Here is a 21737-nt window from a genome sequence, read left to right on the forward strand (position 1 = left end):
ATGAATCCAAGCCAAATACTTGAAAATTTAAAAAAAGAATTAAACGAAAACGAATACGAAAACTATTTATCAAATTTAAAATTCAACGAAAAACAAAGCAAAGCAGATCTTTTAGTTTTTAACGCTCCAAATGAACTCATGGCTAAATTCATACAAACAAAATACGGCAAAAAAATCGCGCATTTTTATGAAGTGCAAAGCGGAAATAAAGCCATCATAAACATACAAGCACAAAGTGCTAAACAAAGCAACAAAAGCACAAAAATCGACATAGCTCATATAAAGGCACAAAGCACGATTTTAAATCCTTCTTTTACTTTTGAAAGTTTTGTTGTAGGGGATTCTAACAAATACGCTTATGGAGCATGTAAAGCCATAGCACATAAAGACAAGCTTGGAAAACTTTATAATCCTATCTTTGTTTATGGGCCTACAGGACTTGGAAAAACACATTTACTTCAAGCAGTTGGAAATGCAAGCTTAGAAATGGGAAAAAAAGTTATTTACGCTACCAGTGAAAATTTTATCAATGATTTTACTTCAAATTTAAAAAATGGCTCTTTAGATAAATTTCATGAAAAATATAGAAACTGCGATGTTTTACTTATAGATGATGTGCAGTTTTTAGGAAAAACCGATAAAATTCAAGAAGAATTTTTCTTTATATTTAATGAAATCAAAAATAACGATGGACAAATCATCATGACTTCAGACAATCCACCCAACATGCTAAAAGGTATAACCGAACGCTTAAAAAGTCGTTTTGCACATGGGATCATAGCTGATATAACTCCACCTCAACTAGATACAAAAATAGCCATCATAAGAAAAAAATGTGAATTTAACGATATCAATCTTTCTAATGATATCATAAACTATATCGCTACTTCTTTAGGGGATAATATAAGAGAAATCGAAGGTATCATCATAAGTTTAAATGCTTATGCAACCATACTAGGACAAGAAATCACACTCGAACTTGCCAAAAGTGTGATGAAAGATCATATCAAAGAAAAGAAAGAAAATATCACTATAGATGACATTTTATCTTTGGTATGTAAAGAATTTAACATCAAACCAAGCGATGTGAAATCCAATAAAAAAACTCAAAATATAGTCACAGCAAGACGCATTGTGATTTACCTAGCTAGGGCACTTACGGCTTTGACTATGCCACAACTTGCGAATTATTTTGAAATGAAAGATCATACAGCTATTTCACATAATGTTAAAAAAATCACAGAAATGATAGAAAATGATGGTTCTTTAAAAGCAAAAATCGAAGAACTTAAAAACAAAATTCTTGTTAAAAGTCAAAGTTAAGTGAAAGGATGTGAAAAATAAATTCTAGAGTGTGAAAAAAAGAAATTAAGCAAAGTATGATAAAATACAAATTTGATTATTTTGCTTTGAAGAATTTCACAATTTCAACAAGCTTATTATTACAACGAATTTAAAATTAAAATAAACCAAGGAGAAAAAATGAAGTTAAGTATCAATAAAAATACTTTAGAATCTGCAGTGATTTTATGTAATGCTTATGTAGAAAAAAAAGACTCAAGCACCATTACTTCTCATCTTTTTTTTCATGCTGATGAAGATAAACTTCTTATTAGAGCTAGTGATTATGAAATAGGTATCAACTATAAGATAAAAAAAATCCGCGTAGAATCAAGTGGTTTTGCTACTGCAAACGCAAAAAGTATTGCAGATGTTATTAAAAGCTTAAACAATGAAGAAGTTGTTTTAGAAACCATTGATAATTTTTTATTTATAAGACAAAAAAGCACAAAATACAAACTTCCTATGTTTAATCATGAAGATTTTCCAAATTTTCCAAATACAGAAGGAAAAAACCAATTTGACATTGATTCAAGTAACTTAAGTCGTTCTCTTAAAAAGATATTACCAAGTATTGATACAAACAACCCAAAATACTCCTTAAATGGTGCATTTTTAGATATAAAAACAGATAAAATTAACTTCGTAGGAACTGATACAAAACGCCTTGCAATCTATACTTTAGAAAAAGCAAATAATCAAGAATTTAGTTTTAGTATCCCTAAAAAAGCTATTATGGAAATGCAAAAACTTTTCTATGAAAAAATAGAAATTTTTTATGATCAAAATATGCTTATCGCTAAAAATGAAAACTTTGAATTCTTTACAAAACTTATCAATGATAAATTTCCAGATTATGAAAAAGTTATACCAAAAACTTTCAAACAAGAACTCAACTTTTCAACTGAAGATTTTATAGATAGTCTTAAAAAAATCAGCGTTGTAACTGAAAAAATGAAACTTCATTTTAACAAAGATAAAATCATCTTTGAAGGTATAAGTTTAGACAATATGGAAGCAAAAACAGAGCTTGAAATTCAAACAGGAGTAAGTGAAGAATTTAATCTTACTATAAAAATCAAATATTTACTTGATTTCTTAACTTCTATAGAAGAAGAAAAATTCACTTTAAGTGTAAATGAACCTAATTCAGCATTTATAGTCAAATCCCAAGGACTATCAATGATTATTATGCCTATGATTTTGTAATAAAACAAGTAAAAGATAAAGGAAAAATATGCAAGAAAATTACGGTGCGAGTAATATTAAAGTCCTAAAAGGCCTAGAAGCTGTTAGAAAACGCCCAGGTATGTATATAGGAGATACAAACATAGGCGGACTTCATCATATGATTTATGAAGTTGTGGATAATTCTATCGATGAAGCTATGGCAGGACATTGTGATACTATAGATGTAGAAATCACTACTGAAGGAAGCTGTATAGTTAGTGATAATGGTCGTGGTATTCCTGTTGATATGCACCCAACTGAAAATATGCCAACTTTAACTGTTGTTTTAACTGTCCTACATGCAGGGGGAAAATTCGATAAAGATACTTACAAAGTTTCAGGCGGTTTGCACGGTGTTGGGGTTTCAGTTGTAAATGCACTCTCTAAAAAACTTGTAGCTACAGTTGAAAGAAATGGAGAAATTTATCGTCAAGAATTTTCAGAAGGTAAAGTTATCAGTGAATTTGGTGTGATAGGAAAAAGTAAAAAAACAGGAACAACTATAGAATTTTGGCCTGATGATCAAATTTTTGAAGTGACTGAATTTGATTATGAAATTTTGGCTAAAAGATTTCGTGAACTTGCATACTTAAATCCAAAAATCACTATAAATTTTAAAGATAACCGCGTAGGCAAACATGAAAGTTTTCACTTTGAAGGTGGAATTTCTCAGTTTGTTACAGACTTAAATAAAAAAGAAGCTTTAACTAAAGCAATTTTCTTTAGCGTAGATGAAGAAGATGTAAATGTTGAAGTAGCTTTGCTTTACAATGATACTTATAGTGAAAATTTACTCTCTTTTGTAAATAATATCAAAACTCCAGATGGTGGAACACACGAAGCTGGTTTTAGAATGGGTTTAACTCGTGTGATAAGTAACTATATAGAAGCAAATGCAAGTGCTAGAGAAAAGGATAATAAAATCACAGGCGAAGATGTGCGTGAAGGTTTGATTGCTATTGTGAGTGTAAAGGTGCCTGAACCACAATTTGAAGGACAAACCAAAGGAAAACTTGGTTCAACTTATGTGCGTCCTATAGTTTCAAAAGCAAGTTTTGAATATTTGACTAAATATTTTGAAGAAAATCCTATCGAAGCTAAAGCTATAATGAACAAAGCCTTAATGGCAGCTAGAGGAAGAGAAGCAGCAAAAAAAGCTAGAGAATTAACGCGTAAAAAAGAAAGTTTAAGCGTAGGAACTTTACCAGGGAAATTGGCTGATTGTCAAAGTAAAGATCCAAGTGAAAGTGAAATTTATCTTGTGGAAGGGGATTCTGCAGGAGGTTCTGCAAAACAAGGTAGAGAAAGATCTTTCCAAGCTATACTGCCTTTGCGTGGTAAAATTTTAAATGTTGAAAAAGCAAGATTAGATAAAATTTTAAAATCTGAGCAAATTCAAAATATGATTACCGCTTTTGGCTGTGGTATAGGTGAAGATTTTGATCTTTCAAAACTTAGATATCATAAAATCATCATCATGACAGATGCGGATGTTGATGGATCACATATACAAACCTTGCTTTTAACTTTCTTCTTCCGTTTTATGAATGAACTTGTAGCAAATGGACATATTTATCTAGCACAACCACCTTTATATCTTTATAAAAAAGCTAAAAAGCAAATTTATTTAAAGGATGAAAAAGCTTTGAGCGAATACCTGATAGAAACAGGAATAGAAGGTTTAAACTATGAAGGTATAGGAATGAATGATTTAAAAGATTATTTAAAAATCGTTGCAGCTTATCGTGCGATTTTAAAAGATCTTGAAAAACGTTTTAATGTGATTTCTGTGATACGCTATATGATAGAAAATTCAAATTTAGTTAAAGGAAATAATGAAGAATTATTTAGTGTAATCAAACAATTTTTAGAAACACAAGGACACAATATCTTAAATCATTATATCAACGAAAATGAAATTCGAGCTTTCGTTCAAACTCAAAATGGCTTAGAAGAACTTGTGATCAATGAAGAACTTTTCACTCATCCACTATATGAAGAAGCAAATTATATTTTTGATAAGATTAAAGATAGAGGCTTGGAATTTGATAAAGATATTTTAGAAGTTCTTGAAGATGTTGAAACCAATGCTAAAAAAGGTGCTACTATACAACGCTATAAAGGTTTAGGGGAAATGAATCCTGAGCAACTTTGGGAAACCACAATGGATCCAAGTGTAAGAAGACTTTTAAAAATCACTATTGAAGATGCACAAAGTGCAAATGATACCTTTAATCTCTTTATGGGTGATGAGGTTGAACCAAGACGCGATTATATCCAAGCACACGCTAAAGATGTAAAGCATTTGGATGTGTAAATTTATCATTGAAGAAATGATTTCTTCAATGAGTTTTGTTTTGTAAGAGTATAGCTAGAGGAATTCTTCTTCTTGTATCGTATTTTTCTCCATAATATTTTTCAAGATAATTTAAAATTTTTTCTTCATCTTCAGGTTCTATTTCCCAAAGTCCTTCACTATCTTGCATCCATCTTATAGCTGCTAACCAAGCTTTTCTACTTGCATGCATATTAGTAATGAGATTGGATCCATGACAAGCTAAACAATTTGCTTCCACTAAAGGTGAATCAGGATCGATAATCAATCCTGTATCAGGGTTAATTTCAAGATTTTGAGCCCAACTTGCACTTAAAAACAATACTAAGATCAATATAATTTTTTTCATACTTAAACTCCATAAACATTAACTCTATGGCATGCATTATTGATATATCCTCCTGGATTCCACTGTGCTAAAACCATAGGTTGACTGTTACCTTGACTATCGATAGCTCTTGCCCAAATTTCATAATATCCTTTTGTTGGTATTGATATTTGAGCACTCCATTTTTGCCATGCTAATCTATTTAATGGTTTTTCTACCTTTGCTTTAGTCCATGTTACGCCATAATCATTGCTTATATAAACTTCACTAACTTCAAGTTCTCCAGCCCAAGCTTTACCTCTAACTTCAAATTTTTTATTTGCTTTTATTTCAGAACCATTTTTGATATTAGTAATTACAGATCTTATAGGCATTGATTCTATGATTTTCATCTCGCCTTTATAGTTAAAATCTCCTGGTTTTACCGGATTTACAGGAACTTTATAAGAACCTTCCATTTTTTCACCATCATGAATTTTATTTCTTACTGAAATTTTATAAAGCCATTTACCGCTTGTACTTGCAGGGTAACCACCACAAACAAGTCTAAGTGGATAGCCATTGACTAAAGGAATATCTTTGCCTTCATAAGCCCAAGCTATTAGAGTTTCATCTTGTAAAGCTTTAGAAATAGGAACTCCTCTACTAATAGGTGAAGTTTCTTCACCATTTAATTTTGTATCTATGCCATAATATCCGATATAAACCGCATCATTTTTGATGCCACAATCTTTTAAAATATCTTTTAAACGCACTCCTGTCCATCTACCGCAAGCTACTGCACCATAACCCCATTGAGTTCCTTTTGTGCTAGGTATAACTTCGGATCTACCATTTCCACCGCATTCAACTGTTAAGGCATAAGTATAGGTTTTAAATTTCTTTTTTAAATCTTCTATGGTGTAAGATTTTTTATTGATAATGCTTTCTCCATCGATTTCTAAAGTCCAACCTTTGTGAAGTCTTTCTTTTATCGTTTCTAGGCTTGGTAGTAAGCCATTATTTCTAACAAAGAAATTTTCAGGTTTGGTAAAATCAGAATCAAGAGCATAAATTTCAGTTTCTGCTGTTAATGGTTTTTCGCCATGGTAGATAAGATCTTTTTTACCTTCTATTTTAAAATCAGGCAATTCTTTTGCCAAAGCCTTACTTCCTAAAAAATTCTCAAAAGAAAAATTTGACAATACACTGATGCCAAGCAAACCAAATCCTATATTTTTTAAGAAATTTCTGCGATCTTCTTTTTGATTGTTTTGTTTCATTGAAATATCCTTATATTTTTATGATTTTTTTATTTTATTATAAATTTTTAGGAATTTAATAATTGATTATATTAATCTTTTTGATTAAAAAAATTAATTATTTTTATAATTTTGCATATTAAAATAAAATCATTATATGTTCGAGTTTTATTACATTTTAACTAAGTTTTTTCTACAATTAAATTTTTAAAATTATTTAAGGAATAATTTTGACTTTACTTACTAATCCTATTATTATCAGTGTTGTTTTGATGACTTTACTTTGTTTGTTTCGTTTTAATGTACTTTTGAGTCTTTTGATCTCAGCTCTTGTTGCAGGTGTATTTTCTCATCTTGAACTCGTAGATACTATGAATATACTTATAAGCGGAATGAAAGAAAATTTAAAAACAGCTCTTAGCTATATACTTTTAGGGGCCATTGCCGCAGCGATTTCAAAGACAAATTTAACTGCATATTTGATTAAGATAGTAAGTCATTTTATATCTCATAAAAAATATTTATTGCTTTTGTCTATAGCTTTGATTTCTTGTTTTTCTCAAAATTTAATTCCTATTCATGTGGCTTTTATACCTTTGTTGATTCCACCTCTTTTAAGTCTTTTTAATAAACTTAAAATCGATCGTAGAGCGGTTGCTTGTGCTTTAACTTTTGGACTTACTACGCCTTATATGGTTTTGCCAGTAGGCTTTGGACTTACTTTTCAAGATCTTTTAAAAGATAATTTAAATGCAAATAATGTAAGTGTATCTTTAAATGATGTTACAAATACTATGTATTTCGCTGCTATTTGTATGATAGCAGGACTTTTTCTAGCGCTTTTTGTGTTTTATCGTAAGTCAAGAGAGTATCAAGAAGTAGAAATTGCTAAAGTGGATTTAGAAAATCTTGAAATGACGCGTAAAGAATGGGGTGTTTTAGCTGGGCTTGTTTTAACTTTAGTTTTGCAAATTTTGACTATGAATTTACCTTTATCAGGGCTTTTGGGTTTTGTTTTAATGGTTATTTTGGGTGGAGTTGAATTTTCAAAAGTCAATGAAGTTTTTGATGATGGGCTTAAAATGATGGGTTTTATAGCTTTTGTTATCCTTGTTGCTGCAGGATATGGAGAAGTTTTAAAAGAAAGTGGATCAGTAGTAGATCTTGTAAATTCAGTCGTTCCTTGGATGGAGCAAAGTAAATTTTTAGCAGTATTTTTCATGCTTTTAATAGGACTTATCATCACTATGGGTATAGGTACTTCTTTTGGAACTATACCTATCATAGCTACGCTTTTTTGTCCTATTTGTTTGGAACTTGGTTTTAGTACAGCACTTATTATATTTATCTTAGGAGTAGCAGGAGCTTTAGGAGATGCAGGAAGTCCAGCCAGTGAAACAACCATGGGAACTACTGTAGGATTAAATGCTGATAAACAACACGATCACATTAAAGATACTTGCATACCAACTTTTATTTTTTATAATGGTCCATTATTGATTTTGGGTAGTATTATCGCCATGTTTTTATAATTTTTGCAAATCTATCAAAATATTTTTTAATTTATTTATTTTTAAGATAAAAATTATATCGATTTTAAAAAAATGTATGCTATAATCCTTATAAAGCTAACAAAATTTAAATCAGTCTTATAAGGAGAGCAAAATGGATTTAGAAAATATCCTAGAAAATAATCAAAGCATAGGTTTATACCACCCAAAGAACGAACACGATGCCTGTGGTATCGCTGCAGTTGCTAATATACGCGGTATTGCTTCTTATAAGGTTATTTGTGATGCTTTAGAAATTTTGATGAATCTTGAACACCGAGGTGGTGCAGGAGCTGAAGAAAATTCAGGTGATGGGGCGGGGATTTTAATCCAAATTCCACATGATTTTTTTAAAACTCAAGAATTGGGTTTTGAACTTCCTAAAAAGGGTGATTATGCTGTAGCACAGATGTTTTTATCACCCAATACTGATGCAAAAGAAGAAGCAAAAGAAATATTTTTACAAGGTTTAAAGGATAAAAAACTTGAATTTTTAGGTTTTAGAGAAGTGCCTTTTAATCCTAGCGATATAGGTGCAAGTGCTTTAAAAGCTATGCCTTATTTTTTACAAGCCTTTGTGAAAAAACCAAGTAAAATAAGTGCAGGACTTGAGTTTGAAAGAGTGCTTTATAGTACGCGTCGACTTATAGAAAAAAGAGCTATTAATGTGCCAAAATTTTATTTTTCAAGTTTTTCTTCACGCACCATAGTTTATAAAGGAATGCTTCTTTCAACTCAATTGAGCGATTTTTATCTTGATTTTAAAGATGTCAATATGAAATCAGCCATCGCTTTGGTGCATTCTCGCTTTTCGACTAATACCTTCCCAAGTTGGGAAAGAGCCCATCCAAACCGTTATATGGTGCATAATGGAGAGATTAATACCATACGCGGAAATGTTGATAGCATAAGAGCTAGAGAAGGCTTGATGCAAAGTGAGTATTTTGAAAATTTAGATGAAATTTTTCCTATCATAGCTAAGCCTAGCAGTGATTCTGCAATGTTTGATAATACTTTAGAATTTTTAGCTCTAAATGGTCGTACTTTAGAAGAAGCTTTTATGATGATGGTGCCAGAACCTTGGCATAAAAATGAAAATATGGAAAGCAAAAAGCGTGCTTTTTATGAATATCATTCTTTATTGATGGAGCCTTGGGATGGGCCTGCTGCTATAGTTTTTACTGATGGAGTGATTATGGGGGCGAGTTTGGATAGAAATGGTTTTCGTCCTTCAAGGTATTATCTTACAAAAGATGATATGCTCATACTTTCAAGTGAAACAGGGGCTTTAAAACTTGATGAAAAAAATATCAAAGCCAAAAAACGCTTAGAACCTGGAAAACTTTTACTCGTTGATACAGCAAGAGGTAGGGTTATAGCTGATAATGAAATCAAAGAGCATTATGCTAATGCTAAGCCTTATAAAAAATGGCTTAAAAATTTAGTTGAACTTGAAAAACAAAAAAGCGGAGTTTATAAACATCAGTTTTTAAAAGAAGATGAGGTTTTAAAACTCCAAAAAGCTTTTGGTTGGAGTTATGATGAGCTTAAAATGAGTGTGGCTGCTATGGCTCAAAATGGTAAAGAAGCTATAGCAGCTATGGGTGTAGATACTCCTTTGGCTATACTTTCTAAAACTTATCAACCTTTGTATAATTATTTTAAACAACTTTTTGCACAAGTAACTAATCCTCCTCTTGATGCCATAAGAGAAGAGATTGTTACTTCTACAAGGATTTATCTAGGAAGCGAAGGCAATTTATTAAAACCTGATGAAAACAATGCAAAACGCGTAAAAATAGCCTTGCCTGTGATAAGCAATGAAGAACTTTTTGAAGTTAAGGCTTTAAATAAATTTCAAGTTAAAGAATTTTCTATACTTTATGATTATTCTAAAAAAACTTTAGAAAAGGCTTTAGATGAGCTTTGCGTTAAGATAGAAGATGAGGTTAAAAAAGGTGTTTCTATTATCATTTTAAGCGATAAAGGAGTGGATGAAAAAAACGCTTATATCCCCGCTTTGCTTGCTGTTTCTGGAGTGCATAATCATCTAGTAAGAAAAAATTTAAGAACACACACAAGTCTTATTATCGAAAGTGGTGAACCTAGAGAAATTCATCATTTTGCATGTCTTTTAGGTTATGGTGCGACTGTTATTAATCCTTATTTGGTTTATGAGAGTATACAAAAACTCATTGCCAATAAAGATTTAAATTTAAGTTATGAAAAGGCGGTAGAAAATTTCATCAAGGCAAGTTCAAGTGGCATAGTCAAAATTGCTTCTAAAATGGGAGTTTCTACCTTGCAAAGTTATAATGGCTCTGCACTTTTTGAATGTCTGGGCTTAAGCTCTAAAGTGATTGATAAATACTTCACTTCTACAACTTCACGCATTGAAGGTATGGATTTAGAAGATTTTGAAAAAGAGCTCATTGCTTTACATAAACATGCTTTTAACGATACGCATAAGGCTTTAGATTCTAAAGGAATTCATGGTTTTAGAAGTGCTAAAGAAGAACATTTAATCGATCCACTTGTGATTTTTAATCTTCAGCAAGCCTGTCGCAACAAAGACTATAAAAGCTTTAAAAAATACTCGGCTTTAGTAGATGAAAAACAAGTTAATTTGCGTTCTTTGATGGAATTTGATTTTAGTGAAGCTATCAGTATAGATAAGGTTGAAAGTGTAGAAAGTATAGTTAAACGCTTTAGAACAGGGGCGATGAGTTATGGTTCTATTTCTAAAGAAGCACACGAGTGTTTAGCACAGGCTATGAATAAAATAGGTGCTAAATCAAATTCAGGTGAAGGTGGTGAGGATGAAGAACGTTATGAAATCAAAGAGGGTGTGGATAAAAACTCAGCCATTAAGCAAGTAGCAAGTGGGCGTTTTGGCGTGGATTTAAACTACTTAAGTCATGCAAAAGAAATTCAAATCAAAGTCGCTCAAGGTGCAAAACCAGGTGAGGGCGGACAATTAATGGGCTTTAAAGTCTATCCTTGGATAGCTAAGGCTAGACATTCTACTGCAGGTGTGACGCTTATTTCCCCACCTCCTCATCATGATATTTATTCTATAGAAGATTTGGCTCAACTTATTTATGACCTAAAAAATGCTAACAAAGACGCTAAAATTTCAGTAAAACTTGTAAGCGAAAATGGCATAGGAACGGTTGCTGCAGGTGTGGCTAAGGCAGGCGCGAATTTAATCCTTGTTTCAGGTTATGATGGAGGTACGGGTGCAAGTCCTAGAACTTCTATACCGCATGCTGGAATTCCTTGGGAGTTAGGCTTAGCTGAAACGCATCAAACTTTGATCTTAAATAAGCTTAGAGATAGGGTAAGATTAGAAACTGATGGAAAGCTTATGAATGGGCGTGATTTAGCCATAGCAGCACTTTTAGGAGCTGAAGAATTTGGTTTTGCAACCGCGCCTTTGATTGTTTTAGGTTGTACAATGATGAGAGTTTGTCATCTAAATACCTGTCCTTTTGGTATAGCCACTCAAGATACAGAACTTAGAGATCGTTTCAAAGGCAAAGTAGATGATGTGATTAATTTCATGTATTTTATAGCCCAGGAGCTTAGAGAATACATGGCAAGGCTTGGTTTTGAACGCCTAGATGATATGATAGGTCGCGTGGATAAACTCCGCCAAAAAAGTGTGCAAGGTAAAGCAGGAAAGCTAAATTTAGATAAAATTTTAAAATCCTTGCCTACTTATAATAGAACCGCTGTGCATTTTAAAGATTATAAAGACAATAAACTTGAAAAAACGATTGATTATAGAATTTTACTACCACTTTGTAAAAATGCTGTGGAGAAAAAAGAGCCTATCAAACTTTCTTTAGAAGTAGGAAATCAAAGTCGTACTTTTGCAACTATGCTTTCAAGTGAAATTTTAAAAACTTATGGAAAAGATGCTTTAGATGAAGATAGTATCCATATCAAAGCTATAGGCAATGCAGGCAATAGCTTTGGAGCGTTTTTGTTAAAGGGTATTAAACTTGAGATTATAGGCGATAGCAATGATTATTTAGGCAAGGGTTTAAGTGGTGGTAAAATCATAGCAAAAATTTCAAATGAAGCCACTTTTTCACCTGAAGAAAATATCATCGCAGGAAATGCTTGTTTATACGGAGCTACAAAAGGTGAAGTGTATTTAGATGGTATAGCAGGGGAAAGATTTTGTGTAAGAAATTCAGGGGCTTTGGCTGTGGTTTTAGGAACAGGCGTGCATGGTTGTGAATATATGACAGGTGGACAAGTTGTAGTTCTTGGAGATGTGGGTGCGAATTTCGCTGCTGGTATGAGTGGGGGCGTTGTTTATATCTTTGGAAGACACAATGAAGCTCATGTAAATACCGAGCTTGTGGATATTAAAGATCTTAATGCTAAGGATGAAAAAGAATTAAAAGCCGTGATAGAAAAACATATCACTTATACAGATTCTAAAAAGGCTAAAGATATTTTAGAAAAATTCGATAAAAAAGACTTTTTTAAAGTCATGCCAAGAGATTATGAAAAGATGTTAAAAATGCTTGATCTTTGTAAAAATGAAAAAGATCCAAATTTAGCAGCATTTTTGAAAATCACACAAAAATAAGGAGTAAAAATGGGAAATGCAAGAGGTTTTTTAGACTTTAAAAGAATGGATTTTAAAAAAATTGCTCCTAAGGAAAGGGTTTTAAATTTCAAAGAATTTACTATACCTTTGGATAAAAAAGAACAAGAAATTCAAGGTGGACGATGTATGGATTGTGGGGTAGCTTTTTGTCATACGGGTGTGATGAGCGAAGGAAAAGATGTGGGCTGTCCTTTAAACAATCTCATTCCTGAATGGAACGATCTTGTTTATCGTTCTTTATGGAAAGAAGCTTATGAAAGACTTGATCTTACCAATCCTTTTCCTGAATTTACCGGTCGTGTTTGCCCTGCTCCTTGTGAGGATTCTTGTGTGTGTGCGATAAATGGTGTTAGTGTGAGCATAAAAAATAATGAATTATCCATTATAGAAAATGCTTTTAAGGAAAATTTAGTAAGAGTAAATAAACCTAAGCAATACAATGGCAAAAAAATCGCTGTCATAGGAAGTGGGCCTGCTGGGCTTGCTTGTGCCAATACTTTAAATTCACTAGGTTATAAAGTAAGTGTTTTTGAAAGAAGCGATAAAATAGGCGGACTTTTGATGTATGGCATCCCTGATATGAAGCTTGATAAAAGTATAGTTCAAAGACGGGTGGATTTGCTTAAAAAAAGTGGGATTGAATTTAAAGTGAATGAAAATATAGACAGCAAAGATAAGGTTTCAAAACTTCTAAAAGAATTTGATGCTTTGGTGCTTTGTACAGGAGCAAGTAAGCCTATAGATCTTGATATAGAAGGTAGAAAGCTAAAAGGGGTTGAATTTGCCCTTGATTTTTTAACGCAAAATACCAAAACTTTGTTAAAAACAGGCAAGGGTGCAGATATGGCCAAAGGTAAAAATGTCTTGGTTATAGGAAGCGGGGATACAAGTGTGGATTGTATCGCTGTAGCGACAAGACAAGGGGCTAAATCTATAGTGCGTTTTGAAAGAAGTCCAAAAAGACCTTTGCAAAGAAGCCAAAACAATCCTTGGCCTTTAAAAGCTGACATTTTTACTACTGATTATGGTTTAGAAGAAGCCATTGCTGTATATGGCAAAGATCCTAGGGAATATCAAAAAATGACAAAGAAATTTTTAGGAAAAACTCATGTAGAAGGTGTTGAAGCAAATGATTTAAAACGCGAGTTTAAAGAAGGCAAAGCTATAAATGTCGAAATTTCAAATTCTAAAAAAACTTATAAAGCGGATTTAGTGCTTTTAGCTATGGGTTTTAGCGGGTGCGAAGAAGCTATCTCTAAAAATTTTGGAGTGAAATTAGATGAGAAAAACAACATAAGCACAGAAAATTTCCAAACCACTCATAAAAAAATCTTTGCTTGTGGAGATGCTAGAAAAGGACAATCTTTAGTTGTTTGGGCTATAAAAGATGGTATAGAATGTGCTTTGAGTTTGCATCAAAATTTAGCAAAATAATCATAAAAGTTTAAAACTTTTTCGGTGGAGTTTGCAAATTCCAAATTTAGCTATAAATTCTTTATGAGCTTTTGTGCCATAGGCTTTGTTTTTTTCAAATTCATAACAAGGAAAGTCTTTAGCTAAGAAATTCATCACCCTATCTTTACTAACTTTTGCAAGTATGCTAGCTGCACTTACTTGCAAAATGCTAGTGTCGGCTTTGATTTGTGTTTTTATCCCGTTTATACCTAGGTTGGTGTTTCCATCATATAAGAAGTTATTTTCTGTTTTAAAATGCTTTTTTATAAGTTTTAAGCCTTTTTTTAAACAAGTGCTTAAGCCTAGTGCGTCGATTTGTTCTGAAGAAAAAGCAAGTATGAGATAGTTTGAATTTTTGATGATGATTTCATAAAGTTCTTCGCGTTTTTTTTCGCTTAGTTTTTTAGAATCACACAACCCATCAAGTTGTTTGTTCAGTTTGCAAGCTGCCATCATCATAGGACCTGCTAAAGCACCGCGTCCTGCTTCATCAATACCGATTAAATTTATATCAAATTCGTTTAAAAGTTCTTTTGTGTCAAATAAAGTTTTCAAATTTTTCTAAAAAGAAGGGCAAAAATGCCCTTTTATTCTATTGTGATATCATTTTTGATTTTTTCAAAAAGCTTATCACCTATGCCTTTAACTTTTTTAAGATCATCAATACTTGTAAAATTTGCTTCTTTGCGGTATTCTAAAATCGCTTTAGCCTTAGCTTCGCCAATACCATTTAAACTTTTTAATTCTTTTAGTGTTGCAGTGTTGATATTTACAGCACCAAAGAGAAAAGCCGTTAAAGCAAAAAATAAAAATAGTAATTTTTTCATTTTCTTATCCTTTTATTAAAAAATAATTATAATATTATCTTAAAAAGGATAAGAATTTCTTAACTTAACCCAAAAATTCGCGTTTAAAATACTCTTTTGGTGCTTTACATAAAGGACAGGCTGCTGGAGCTTTTTTGCCACGATGTATATGTCCGCATACTTCACAAACCCATAATTCTTCTACTTCACTATTAAAAAATTCTTCTTCTTCGAGCATTTTTTTAAGCGCTAGATATTCTCTTTCGTGTTCGATTTCTACTTTACCAATAGCTGTAAATAATCTTGCTATAGCCTTTTTACCTTCATCTTCAGCAATTTTTGCAAAATTTGGATACATAGTTGTGTGCTCATAGTTTTCACCTTCTGCAGCACTTACTAGGTTTTTTGTAGTTACTTCTAAAGGTTTTCCATCAACGATTTCATGATAAGCTTTAAATTCTGCTCTTGCATGCCATTTTTCATTTTCAGCTGCTTCTCTAAAATGTCTAGCAACCGCATGCCAACCTTCTTCTTCAGCTACATCAGCAAATAAATCGTATTTGTTTCTTGCCATAGATTCGCCCGCAAAAGCTTTCATCAAATTTACTGCAGTTAAATCTGTAGTGATACATTTCATTTCTTCACCGCAACAACTAAGCTTACCTCCACCTACATTTTGAACTTCTACTTCATTACCACATTTTTGGCATTTATAGGTTTCATATTGTCTCATTTTGACTCCTTTTTTGATTATCAAAAAGCATTGTATTATAAAAAAATATTTTTGTCAATTAATAATTTTTATCATTTATGAAAATGTATATCAAAATAAATTTCACAAAAATTAAGCTTTGCTAAATATAATTTTAAAAAATTATTATCAGGAGTTACAATGAGAAGCGATGCGATAAAAAAAGGACATTTAAAAGCACCTAATCGTTCTTTACTTCGTGCTTGTGGTTTGAAAGATGAAGATTTTGACAAACCTTTTATAGGTGTAGCAAATAGCTATATAGATATAATCCCAGGACATTATTTTTTAAATAATTATGCTAAAATCATTAAAGATGAGATATGCAAAAATGGTTGTGTGCCTTTTGAGTTTAATACCATAGGTGTAGATGATGGTATAGCTATGGGACATGAAGGTATGCTTTATTCTTTACCAAGTCGTGAAATCATCGCAAATTCCATTGAAACAGTGATGAATGCTCATCAACTTGATGCTTTAATCTGTGTTCCAAACTGCGATAAAATCACTCCTGGTATGTTAATGGGAGCTTTAAGAGTAAATGTTCCAACCATTTTTGTAAGTGGTGGGCCTATGGCTTCAGGGGTAACTAAAAAAGGAGAAAAGATTAGTCTTAGCTCTGTTTTTGAAGCTGTAGGGGCTTATGAAGCCAAAAAAATTAGCGAAGAAGAATTTAAAGATATAGAATGTTCAGCCTGTCCAAGTGGTGGATCTTGCTCGGGAATGTTTACAGCAAATTCTATGAATACCTTATGCGAAGCTATGGGTATAGCACTAGAAGGTAATGGAACCATCTTAGCTTTAAGCAAAGAAAGAGAAGAGCTTTTAAGAAAAGCAGCGCGTCGTATTTGTGAAATCGCCTTAGATGAGCGTTTTAAAATTCGCAATATCATCACTCAAAAAGCCGTGCGTAATGCTATGGTAGTAGATATGGCAATGGGTGGAAGTAGCAATACTGTTTTACACATGCTTGCCATTTCGCGTGAAGCAGGGGTGGCACTAGATATTAAAGATTTAAATTTCATCTCAAGCAAAGTTGCACACATAGCAAAAATAGCCCCGTCGCTAAATAGTGTTTATATGGATGATATCCACAAAGCAGGCGGTGTGAGTGCAGTTATGGCTGAAATTTCAAGCAGACAAGGACATATTTTAGAACTTGATGCACTGACCATTACAGGAGAAAGTCTCAAAGAACGCTTAAAAAATGCCAAAATCAAAGATGAAAATATCATTCGTAAAGTAGATAATGCTTACTCAAAAGTAGGTGGGCTTGCCATTTTGTTTGGAAATTTAGCCGAGCAAGGTTGCGTTATAAAAACCGCAGGAATAATCGGAGAAAGAAAATTTAAAGGCAAAGCTGTTTGTTTTAACTCTCAAGATGAAGCTATAAAAGGCATTATCAAAGGCAAGGTGCAAAAAGGAAATGTTTGTGTAATACGCTATGAAGGTCCAAAAGGGGGTCCTGGTATGCAAGAAATGTTAAGTCCTACTTCACTTTTAATGGGTATGGGTTTAGGTGCTGATGTAGCTTTAATCACCGATGGTCGTTTTAGCGGGGCTACAAGGGGTTTAAGCGTTGGTCATATTTCCCCTGAAGCAGCTGAAGGTGGTCTTATAGGACTTTTAAAAGATGGAGATGAAATAGAAATTGATGTAGATGCTTATACTATCCATGCAAATGTAAGTGAAGAAGAAATTGCTAAACGTAAAAAAGAATTTGCATTGCCTCAAAAAGAGGTGTCTTCAAGATGGCTTAGAATGTATCAAAAACTTGTTAGCAATGCTAGTAAAGGTGCGGTTTTAGATATGGAATGAAAGGTTTCCTTTCATTCTTCTATGTCTTTGGTTATACGATTTCTTATATCTCTACGAACTATTTCCATGCCCCACAGCCAAACAATATGGCCAAAAATTTCAGACAGGTGTTCATCAAAAGGAATTTCAGAAAGTGGTGGAACTTCTGCAATTAAAGGCATTACAATAACATGGGCAAAAAGATAAACAAAAAATCCAAAAACTGCACCTTTCAGTAGGTAAGCCTAGTTGTTCTAGAAAAATTTTAGGTGGAGTAACACGTTCTAAAGCATCTGCTGGTCAAAAAACATTGGGATTTCTTGGAGGAAAAGGTACTTCCCAACCCCATTTAACAATAGCTCCGAAAATACCCGCTAATATACCTATAAAAAAGGCTAAAGTATAGCGCTTTTGAAAGTATTTTTTCATAATAACTCCTTTATATTTTATACAAAATAAAATTTGAAATTATAATATTTTTATTTAAAACATATTGAAAATAGTAGTATAAAAATCTTATTTAAATTTTAAAATACTCTCTTAAACTTTCACAAATTTCAAAAAAATTCACCCCATCTATGGTAGGATTTTCTTTAAAAAACTCATACATTCCTAAAAAACCACTTTCAAGTTCTTTAGACTTTACACCATAACTTATACTAAGTCCTGCTTCTATATAAGCAGCAATTTTATCGCAGTATTTAAGCGCCTTACCATCTATAGCACCAAATTCATTTTCATTAAAAGAGCTTAAACTTCCGCTGCAAAGCTCGATTTTAGCATTTTTATAAGTGCGATTTTCAAACTCATTTTTTACAAAATTTGACTCACCGTTTCTACCTTCTCTAATGCCTAAAATATAAGAAAACTCAGCCCTTAAACCCTCAGGTACAAAGGGTAAAATTCTTTCATTAATAAGTTTCATTTCATAATCATTTATGATATCATGAAGTCCATCAATGCCGTATTTTACAGGGCTGATAATATCACGTGTTAAAGACTCTGGCAAATCATGAAACAAAGCACAATAAAAATTATTCTCAAGTCTTTTATCGCAAGCCTTGATTTTTAGTGAGTAAAAATATCCTAAAATCGCCACCACAAGCATATGTCCTAAAACCGCGGTTTCTGGTATGCGTGGAGTTTGAGCCCAACGTTTTTGAAAGCGAAGTCTTCCGCTAAGATCAATAATTTTGGCTATTTTTTGATTTAAAGCAATTTTTCTAGCTCCTATAAGCTCATAGTAATCTTCTAATTCTTCTTCAACTTTGTTTTTAATCTCATCAATATCATTTAAAAAAGCTGAGGTTTGATAAACTATGTTAAATTCCCATCTTGTAGCAAAATATGAAGCTGCTTTTAAGATAAGTCTTTCTTTAGCATAAGCATTACCGTTTAAATACGCTTCAAAACGCTTTAGAAATTCCCCATCTTCTATATCTTCTATCATAGGTTCGATTTTGCTTAAAACCCAAGCATTAACTTCAGCTTTTTTTTGACGCACGATTTCATGATACACATCAGGGCGTATATCAGTTACCACAACACGACTTAAAAACTCAAAAATTCCCCCTTCTATAATCACTCTCATATCCACATCTTTTTCCATTTTAGCGATAAAATATGCGATGATGAATTTATGAGCTTGTTTGTCAAGTTCAACCAAATTTGCCATTCTTGGATAATCATTCCAACGACTGATAGAAGCGGCTTTAAAAATGTGTTCTATGAGTTTTATGTTTATCATGCTTTTGCCTTTTTTTGCAATTTAAATTTAAAAATTTTCGTTAAAATTGTGAAATTATAGCAAATTTAAGGATAAAAATGAGTAAAAAAGCACTTTGTATCATAAGTGGCGGTATGGATAGTACTTTGTGTGCTTATCTGGCCAAAAAAGAAGGTTATGAAATCATCGCTTTGCATTTTGACTATGAACAACGCACTCAAGAAAAAGAAAAAGAATGTTTTAAGCAAATTTGCAAGGCTTTAAAAGTAGAAAAATCTTATATTTTAGATGTGAGTTTTATCAAAGATATAGGGGGTAATGCCTTAACCGATAAAAGTATAGATATCCCTAAAAATGAGCTTTGCATAAGCGATGTCCCACCTATCACTTATGTGCCTTTTCGCAATGGAATTTTCTTAAGCATAGCAGGATCTTTGGCTGAAAAGGAAAATTGTGAGAGTATTTTTATAGGGGTGGTAGAAGAAGATGGCAGTGGTTATCCTGACTGTACTGATGAGTTTATACAAAAGGCACAAGAATTTATCAATGAAGGTACGAGTAAGAATTTCAAAGTTTGTATAAAAACTCCGCTTGTTAGACTAAACAAAGCTAAAATTGTAGAACTAGCCTTAAAAGAAAATGTACCTTTAGAACTTACTTGGTCTTGTTATGAGAGTGAAGATGAAGCTTGTGGGGAGTGCGATAGTTGTTTGCTTCGTTTAAGAGGTTTTGAAAAAGCAGGATTTAAAGATAAGATTAAATATAAGTCCTAGTTTTCACTAGGACTTAAAGCTTAGTTTAAAGTATAAAGCTTGTTTGCTCCATCTTGATAAGAAAGAATATTGATTTTTCCATCTTTAAAGAAAATGCTTCTAGCATTAGTGATAGAGCTTGGGAAAGCGATAGTTTTCACTACTTCTTCTTTGACTGGATCAATTACGGCAATCACATTGTGATTTTTGCTAAGTGCATAAATTTCCCCATCTTTAAAAGTCATAGAAGTTACATAAAGATCGCCTAAAGTTTTACCTTCTTTAAGATTTGCTTTTGGAGTAAATTCTCCTGAAAGAACACGATCTTTTAAAGAAACTTTAGAGATTACAAAAGTTTTAGCGTCTTTGTTGTTTGGAACAGTTGCAAGATAAAGATAATTTCCATCTGTAGTCATACTTGCTACATGGTTAAATTTTGCTCTTACGGTATCAAGTCTTCCGCGACCTAAACTTTCGCCTTGACCTTTAAATTTATCATTGCCTTTTACAAAGTCAGCGTATTGTTTAGCGATATCTTCTTCACTTGCATTAGGATTTTTTGCAAATCTTAAGAAAGATTTGTTTGAGCCCATAAGAATGAATTTATCGTTCATATAAGGTATGATACCGATGATTGGATCAATAGTAGCTGAAAAATAAGGATCAAGTTCAAAACCTTCTTTAACGCTAAAATTATTATCTAAGAAAGCTACATCCCATTTAGAACTTGCTACAAATTCGTTATTGATATAATCAAGAGTATTGATGGCTTTGTCAAAATTTATGGTTTGTTCATTTGTGATTTTAAGCTCATCATTGATTTTTGCAAATGGAGCATTGTTGATATCATTATCAAATTTTATGCCAAGTTTTTCACTTGCAGGTGCAAAAGCATAATCAGGAGCTTTAACATCGCGTTTTCCTAAGAAAGAAATATTTTGCCATAAACCATTCCAACCTTCTTTACTCCAAATGATGTATTTTGGATTTAAACTAAATCTTACAGGATCGCCTTGTCCTACATAAGGAGGAATACCTGTGCTAACAAAGGCTTGGAAAACATTTGATGCTACGATGATAGCACTGATTAAAACTGCTGCAAAGCTAAATTTAGTATATTTTCTAAACTTTTCTCCATTTAGTTCAGCTTCAAAAGCATTAAATTTAGGAGCAAAAGCAAAAATCACACCTAAGAGCAATACAACAGCCCAAAATACTACTTCAGCCCAAAAATAAGTATGGATACCAAAAACTGCTAAACCAAAACCTTGATCTAAATCTCTATGAGCGTGATTACCATAGTGAGCAAAAGATTGATAAAGCCCTACTGCTGTCATGATTAAAAGAGCAGCAAGGTATTTACCTTTCATACCATAACGAACAATGAAAAGCGCCATTACACCGATAAAGATCATTGCTTCTCTTTGTCCCCAGCAAAGCGTGCAAGGACTATCGCCCAACATATAACCAAATATCAAATTTGCAATACCTACAGGCAAGAGTATGATCAAAAAGCCTGCTAAACACATTAGTGTGTAGAAATTTTTTGTTTTATTGATTTCGTTCATTTAGCCCTTCCTTACAGATTCATTATTGTTAATAGTGCGCCTGTTTTGTGGCCAACATAGAAAAAAACCATTAAAAGCCAAGCTACCATTACCAAACCAAAAGCCAAATTTTCTTTTTCTGGTTTTTTGATAATCAGTATCAAGGCGATTAAAACTAATAAAAGTTCAAGAAACTCCATAGTATCTCCTTTGAAATAAAAACTGCTAATTTTACTTGAAAAACATAAATT

Annotated in this window: 16 protein-coding genes and 1 pseudogene; 8 read left to right on the forward strand and 9 right to left on the reverse strand. The window is 32.5% G+C overall.

Annotated elements, in window-relative coordinates:
* The 3 genes from dnaA to gyrB all read left to right on the forward strand — a co-directional run bounded on the left by dnaA (position 1) and on the right by gyrB (position 4888).
* The gene (gene dnaA, locus FBF06_RS00005; protein WP_002869878.1) at positions 1-1323 is read left to right on the forward strand and encodes a chromosomal replication initiator protein DnaA; all 1323 of its coding nucleotides are present in this window, start codon (positions 1-3) and stop codon (positions 1321-1323) included.
* 159 nt (positions 1324-1482) lie between these two features.
* Positions 1483-2550, forward strand: a complete 1068-nt coding sequence (dnaN, locus tag FBF06_RS00010; protein WP_032587525.1) for a DNA polymerase III subunit beta — start codon at positions 1483-1485, stop codon at positions 2548-2550.
* A gap of 28 nt (positions 2551-2578) precedes the next feature.
* The gene (gyrB, locus tag FBF06_RS00015; protein ID WP_032586418.1) at positions 2579-4888 is read left to right on the forward strand and encodes a DNA topoisomerase (ATP-hydrolyzing) subunit B; all 2310 of its coding nucleotides are present in this window, start codon (positions 2579-2581) and stop codon (positions 4886-4888) included.
* 25 nt (positions 4889-4913) lie between these two features.
* On the opposite strand, the gene FBF06_RS00020 is transcribed toward gyrB, so the two are convergent.
* Together FBF06_RS00020 and FBF06_RS00025 are read right to left on the reverse strand one after the other, a co-directional pair.
* Positions 4914-5255 carry a monoheme cytochrome C gene (locus FBF06_RS00020; RefSeq protein WP_002867504.1) on the reverse strand — a complete coding sequence of 114 codons (342 nt, stop codon included), beginning with the start codon at positions 5253-5255 and terminating at the stop codon, positions 4914-4916.
* 2 nt (positions 5256-5257) lie between these two features.
* A complete protein-coding gene (locus tag FBF06_RS00025; protein ID WP_002886500.1) occupies positions 5258-6496 on the reverse strand; it encodes a sulfite oxidase in 1239 nt (412 codons plus the stop codon).
* A gap of 203 nt (positions 6497-6699) precedes the next feature.
* Between FBF06_RS00025 and FBF06_RS00030 the strand changes: the two genes are divergently transcribed.
* The 3 genes from FBF06_RS00030 (at position 6700) to FBF06_RS00040 (ending at position 14086) form a co-directional block, all read left to right on the forward strand.
* A complete protein-coding gene (locus FBF06_RS00030) occupies positions 6700-8007 on the forward strand; it encodes a Na+/H+ antiporter family protein (RefSeq protein WP_077409349.1) in 1308 nt (435 codons plus the stop codon).
* Positions 8008-8140: 133 nt separating this feature from the next.
* Positions 8141-12631, forward strand: a complete 4491-nt coding sequence (gene gltB / locus FBF06_RS00035; protein WP_002859726.1) for a glutamate synthase large subunit — start codon at positions 8141-8143, stop codon at positions 12629-12631.
* 9 nt (positions 12632-12640) lie between these two features.
* Positions 12641-14086, forward strand: a complete 1446-nt coding sequence (locus FBF06_RS00040) for a glutamate synthase subunit beta (RefSeq protein ID WP_002859727.1) — start codon at positions 12641-12643, stop codon at positions 14084-14086.
* On the opposite strand, the gene FBF06_RS00045 is transcribed toward FBF06_RS00040, so the two are convergent.
* From FBF06_RS00045 to FBF06_RS00055, 3 genes are all read right to left on the reverse strand, one after another.
* Entirely contained in the window at positions 14087-14662 is a 576-nt protein-coding gene (locus FBF06_RS00045; RefSeq protein ID WP_002853153.1) for a ribonuclease HII, read from the reverse strand.
* 32 nt (positions 14663-14694) lie between these two features.
* A complete protein-coding gene (locus FBF06_RS00050) occupies positions 14695-14934 on the reverse strand; it encodes a ComEA family DNA-binding protein (protein ID WP_002853093.1) in 240 nt (79 codons plus the stop codon).
* Between the two features lie 64 nt (positions 14935-14998).
* The gene (locus FBF06_RS00055; RefSeq protein WP_002855562.1) at positions 14999-15646 is read right to left on the reverse strand and encodes a ferritin family protein; all 648 of its coding nucleotides are present in this window, start codon (positions 15644-15646) and stop codon (positions 14999-15001) included.
* A 159-nt stretch (positions 15647-15805) separates the two neighbouring features.
* Between FBF06_RS00055 and ilvD the strand changes: the two genes are divergently transcribed.
* Positions 15806-17482, forward strand: coding sequence for a dihydroxy-acid dehydratase (gene ilvD, locus FBF06_RS00060; RefSeq protein ID WP_002860154.1), 1677 nt, complete (start codon positions 15806-15808; stop codon positions 17480-17482).
* An 11-nt stretch (positions 17483-17493) separates the two neighbouring features.
* Here the strand turns inward: ilvD and FBF06_RS00065 are convergent.
* Positions 17494-17890: pseudogene (locus tag FBF06_RS00065) on the reverse strand (DUF1440 domain-containing protein).
* Between the two features lie 91 nt (positions 17891-17981).
* Positions 17982-19208 (reverse strand): HD domain-containing protein, encoded by a 1227-nt coding sequence (locus tag FBF06_RS00070; protein ID WP_002855588.1) that lies wholly within the window; start codon positions 19206-19208, stop codon positions 17982-17984.
* Positions 19209-19285: 77 nt separating this feature from the next.
* Between FBF06_RS00070 and queC the strand changes: the two genes are divergently transcribed.
* Positions 19286-19960: a 7-cyano-7-deazaguanine synthase QueC gene (gene queC, locus FBF06_RS00075; protein ID WP_002859730.1), complete on the forward strand. Its 675-nt coding sequence runs from the start codon at positions 19286-19288 to the stop codon at positions 19958-19960.
* Positions 19961-19980: 20 nt separating this feature from the next.
* Here queC and dsbI read toward each other — a convergent pair whose 3' ends face one another.
* Positions 19981-21507 carry a disulfide bond formation protein DsbI gene (gene dsbI, locus FBF06_RS00080; RefSeq protein ID WP_002859731.1) on the reverse strand — a complete coding sequence of 509 codons (1527 nt, stop codon included), beginning with the start codon at positions 21505-21507 and terminating at the stop codon, positions 19981-19983.
* A gap of 11 nt (positions 21508-21518) precedes the next feature.
* The gene (gene dba, locus FBF06_RS00085) at positions 21519-21686 is read right to left on the reverse strand and encodes a disulfide bond formation protein Dba (protein WP_002779270.1); all 168 of its coding nucleotides are present in this window, start codon (positions 21684-21686) and stop codon (positions 21519-21521) included.
* Positions 21687-21737: the final 51 nt, after the last annotated feature.

The organism is Campylobacter sp. CFSAN093227, from assembly GCF_012897855.1.
GTDB classification, from domain to species: domain Bacteria; phylum Campylobacterota; class Campylobacteria; order Campylobacterales; family Campylobacteraceae; genus Campylobacter_D; species Campylobacter_D jejuni.

Bases quoted from the DNA above. Each gene is read 5' to 3' on its own strand.
- dnaA (WP_002869878.1), top strand. From the start codon at position 1: ATGAATCCAAGCCAAATACTTGAAAATTTAAAAAAAGAATTAAACGAA.
- dnaN (WP_032587525.1), top strand. From the start codon at position 1,483: ATGAAGTTAAGTATCAATAAAAATACTTTAGAATCTGCAGTGATTTTA.
- gyrB (WP_032586418.1), top strand. From the start codon at position 2,579: ATGCAAGAAAATTACGGTGCGAGTAATATTAAAGTCCTAAAAGGCCTA.
- FBF06_RS00020 (WP_002867504.1), bottom strand. From the start codon at position 5,255: ATGAAAAAAATTATATTGATCTTAGTATTGTTTTTAAGTGCAAGTTGG.
- FBF06_RS00025 (WP_002886500.1), bottom strand. From the start codon at position 6,496: ATGAAACAAAACAATCAAAAAGAAGATCGCAGAAATTTCTTAAAAAAT.
- gltB (WP_002859726.1), top strand. From the start codon at position 8,141: ATGGATTTAGAAAATATCCTAGAAAATAATCAAAGCATAGGTTTATAC.
- FBF06_RS00040 (WP_002859727.1), top strand. From the start codon at position 12,641: ATGGGAAATGCAAGAGGTTTTTTAGACTTTAAAAGAATGGATTTTAAA.
- FBF06_RS00050 (WP_002853093.1), bottom strand. From the start codon at position 14,934: ATGAAAAAATTACTATTTTTATTTTTTGCTTTAACGGCTTTTCTCTTT.
- FBF06_RS00055 (WP_002855562.1), bottom strand. From the start codon at position 15,646: ATGAGACAATATGAAACCTATAAATGCCAAAAATGTGGTAATGAAGTA.
- ilvD (WP_002860154.1), top strand. From the start codon at position 15,806: ATGAGAAGCGATGCGATAAAAAAAGGACATTTAAAAGCACCTAATCGT.
- FBF06_RS00070 (WP_002855588.1), bottom strand. From the start codon at position 19,208: ATGATAAACATAAAACTCATAGAACACATTTTTAAAGCCGCTTCTATC.
- queC (WP_002859730.1), top strand. From the start codon at position 19,286: ATGAGTAAAAAAGCACTTTGTATCATAAGTGGCGGTATGGATAGTACT.
- dsbI (WP_002859731.1), bottom strand. From the start codon at position 21,507: ATGAACGAAATCAATAAAACAAAAAATTTCTACACACTAATGTGTTTA.
- dba (WP_002779270.1), bottom strand. From the start codon at position 21,686: ATGGAGTTTCTTGAACTTTTATTAGTTTTAATCGCCTTGATACTGATT.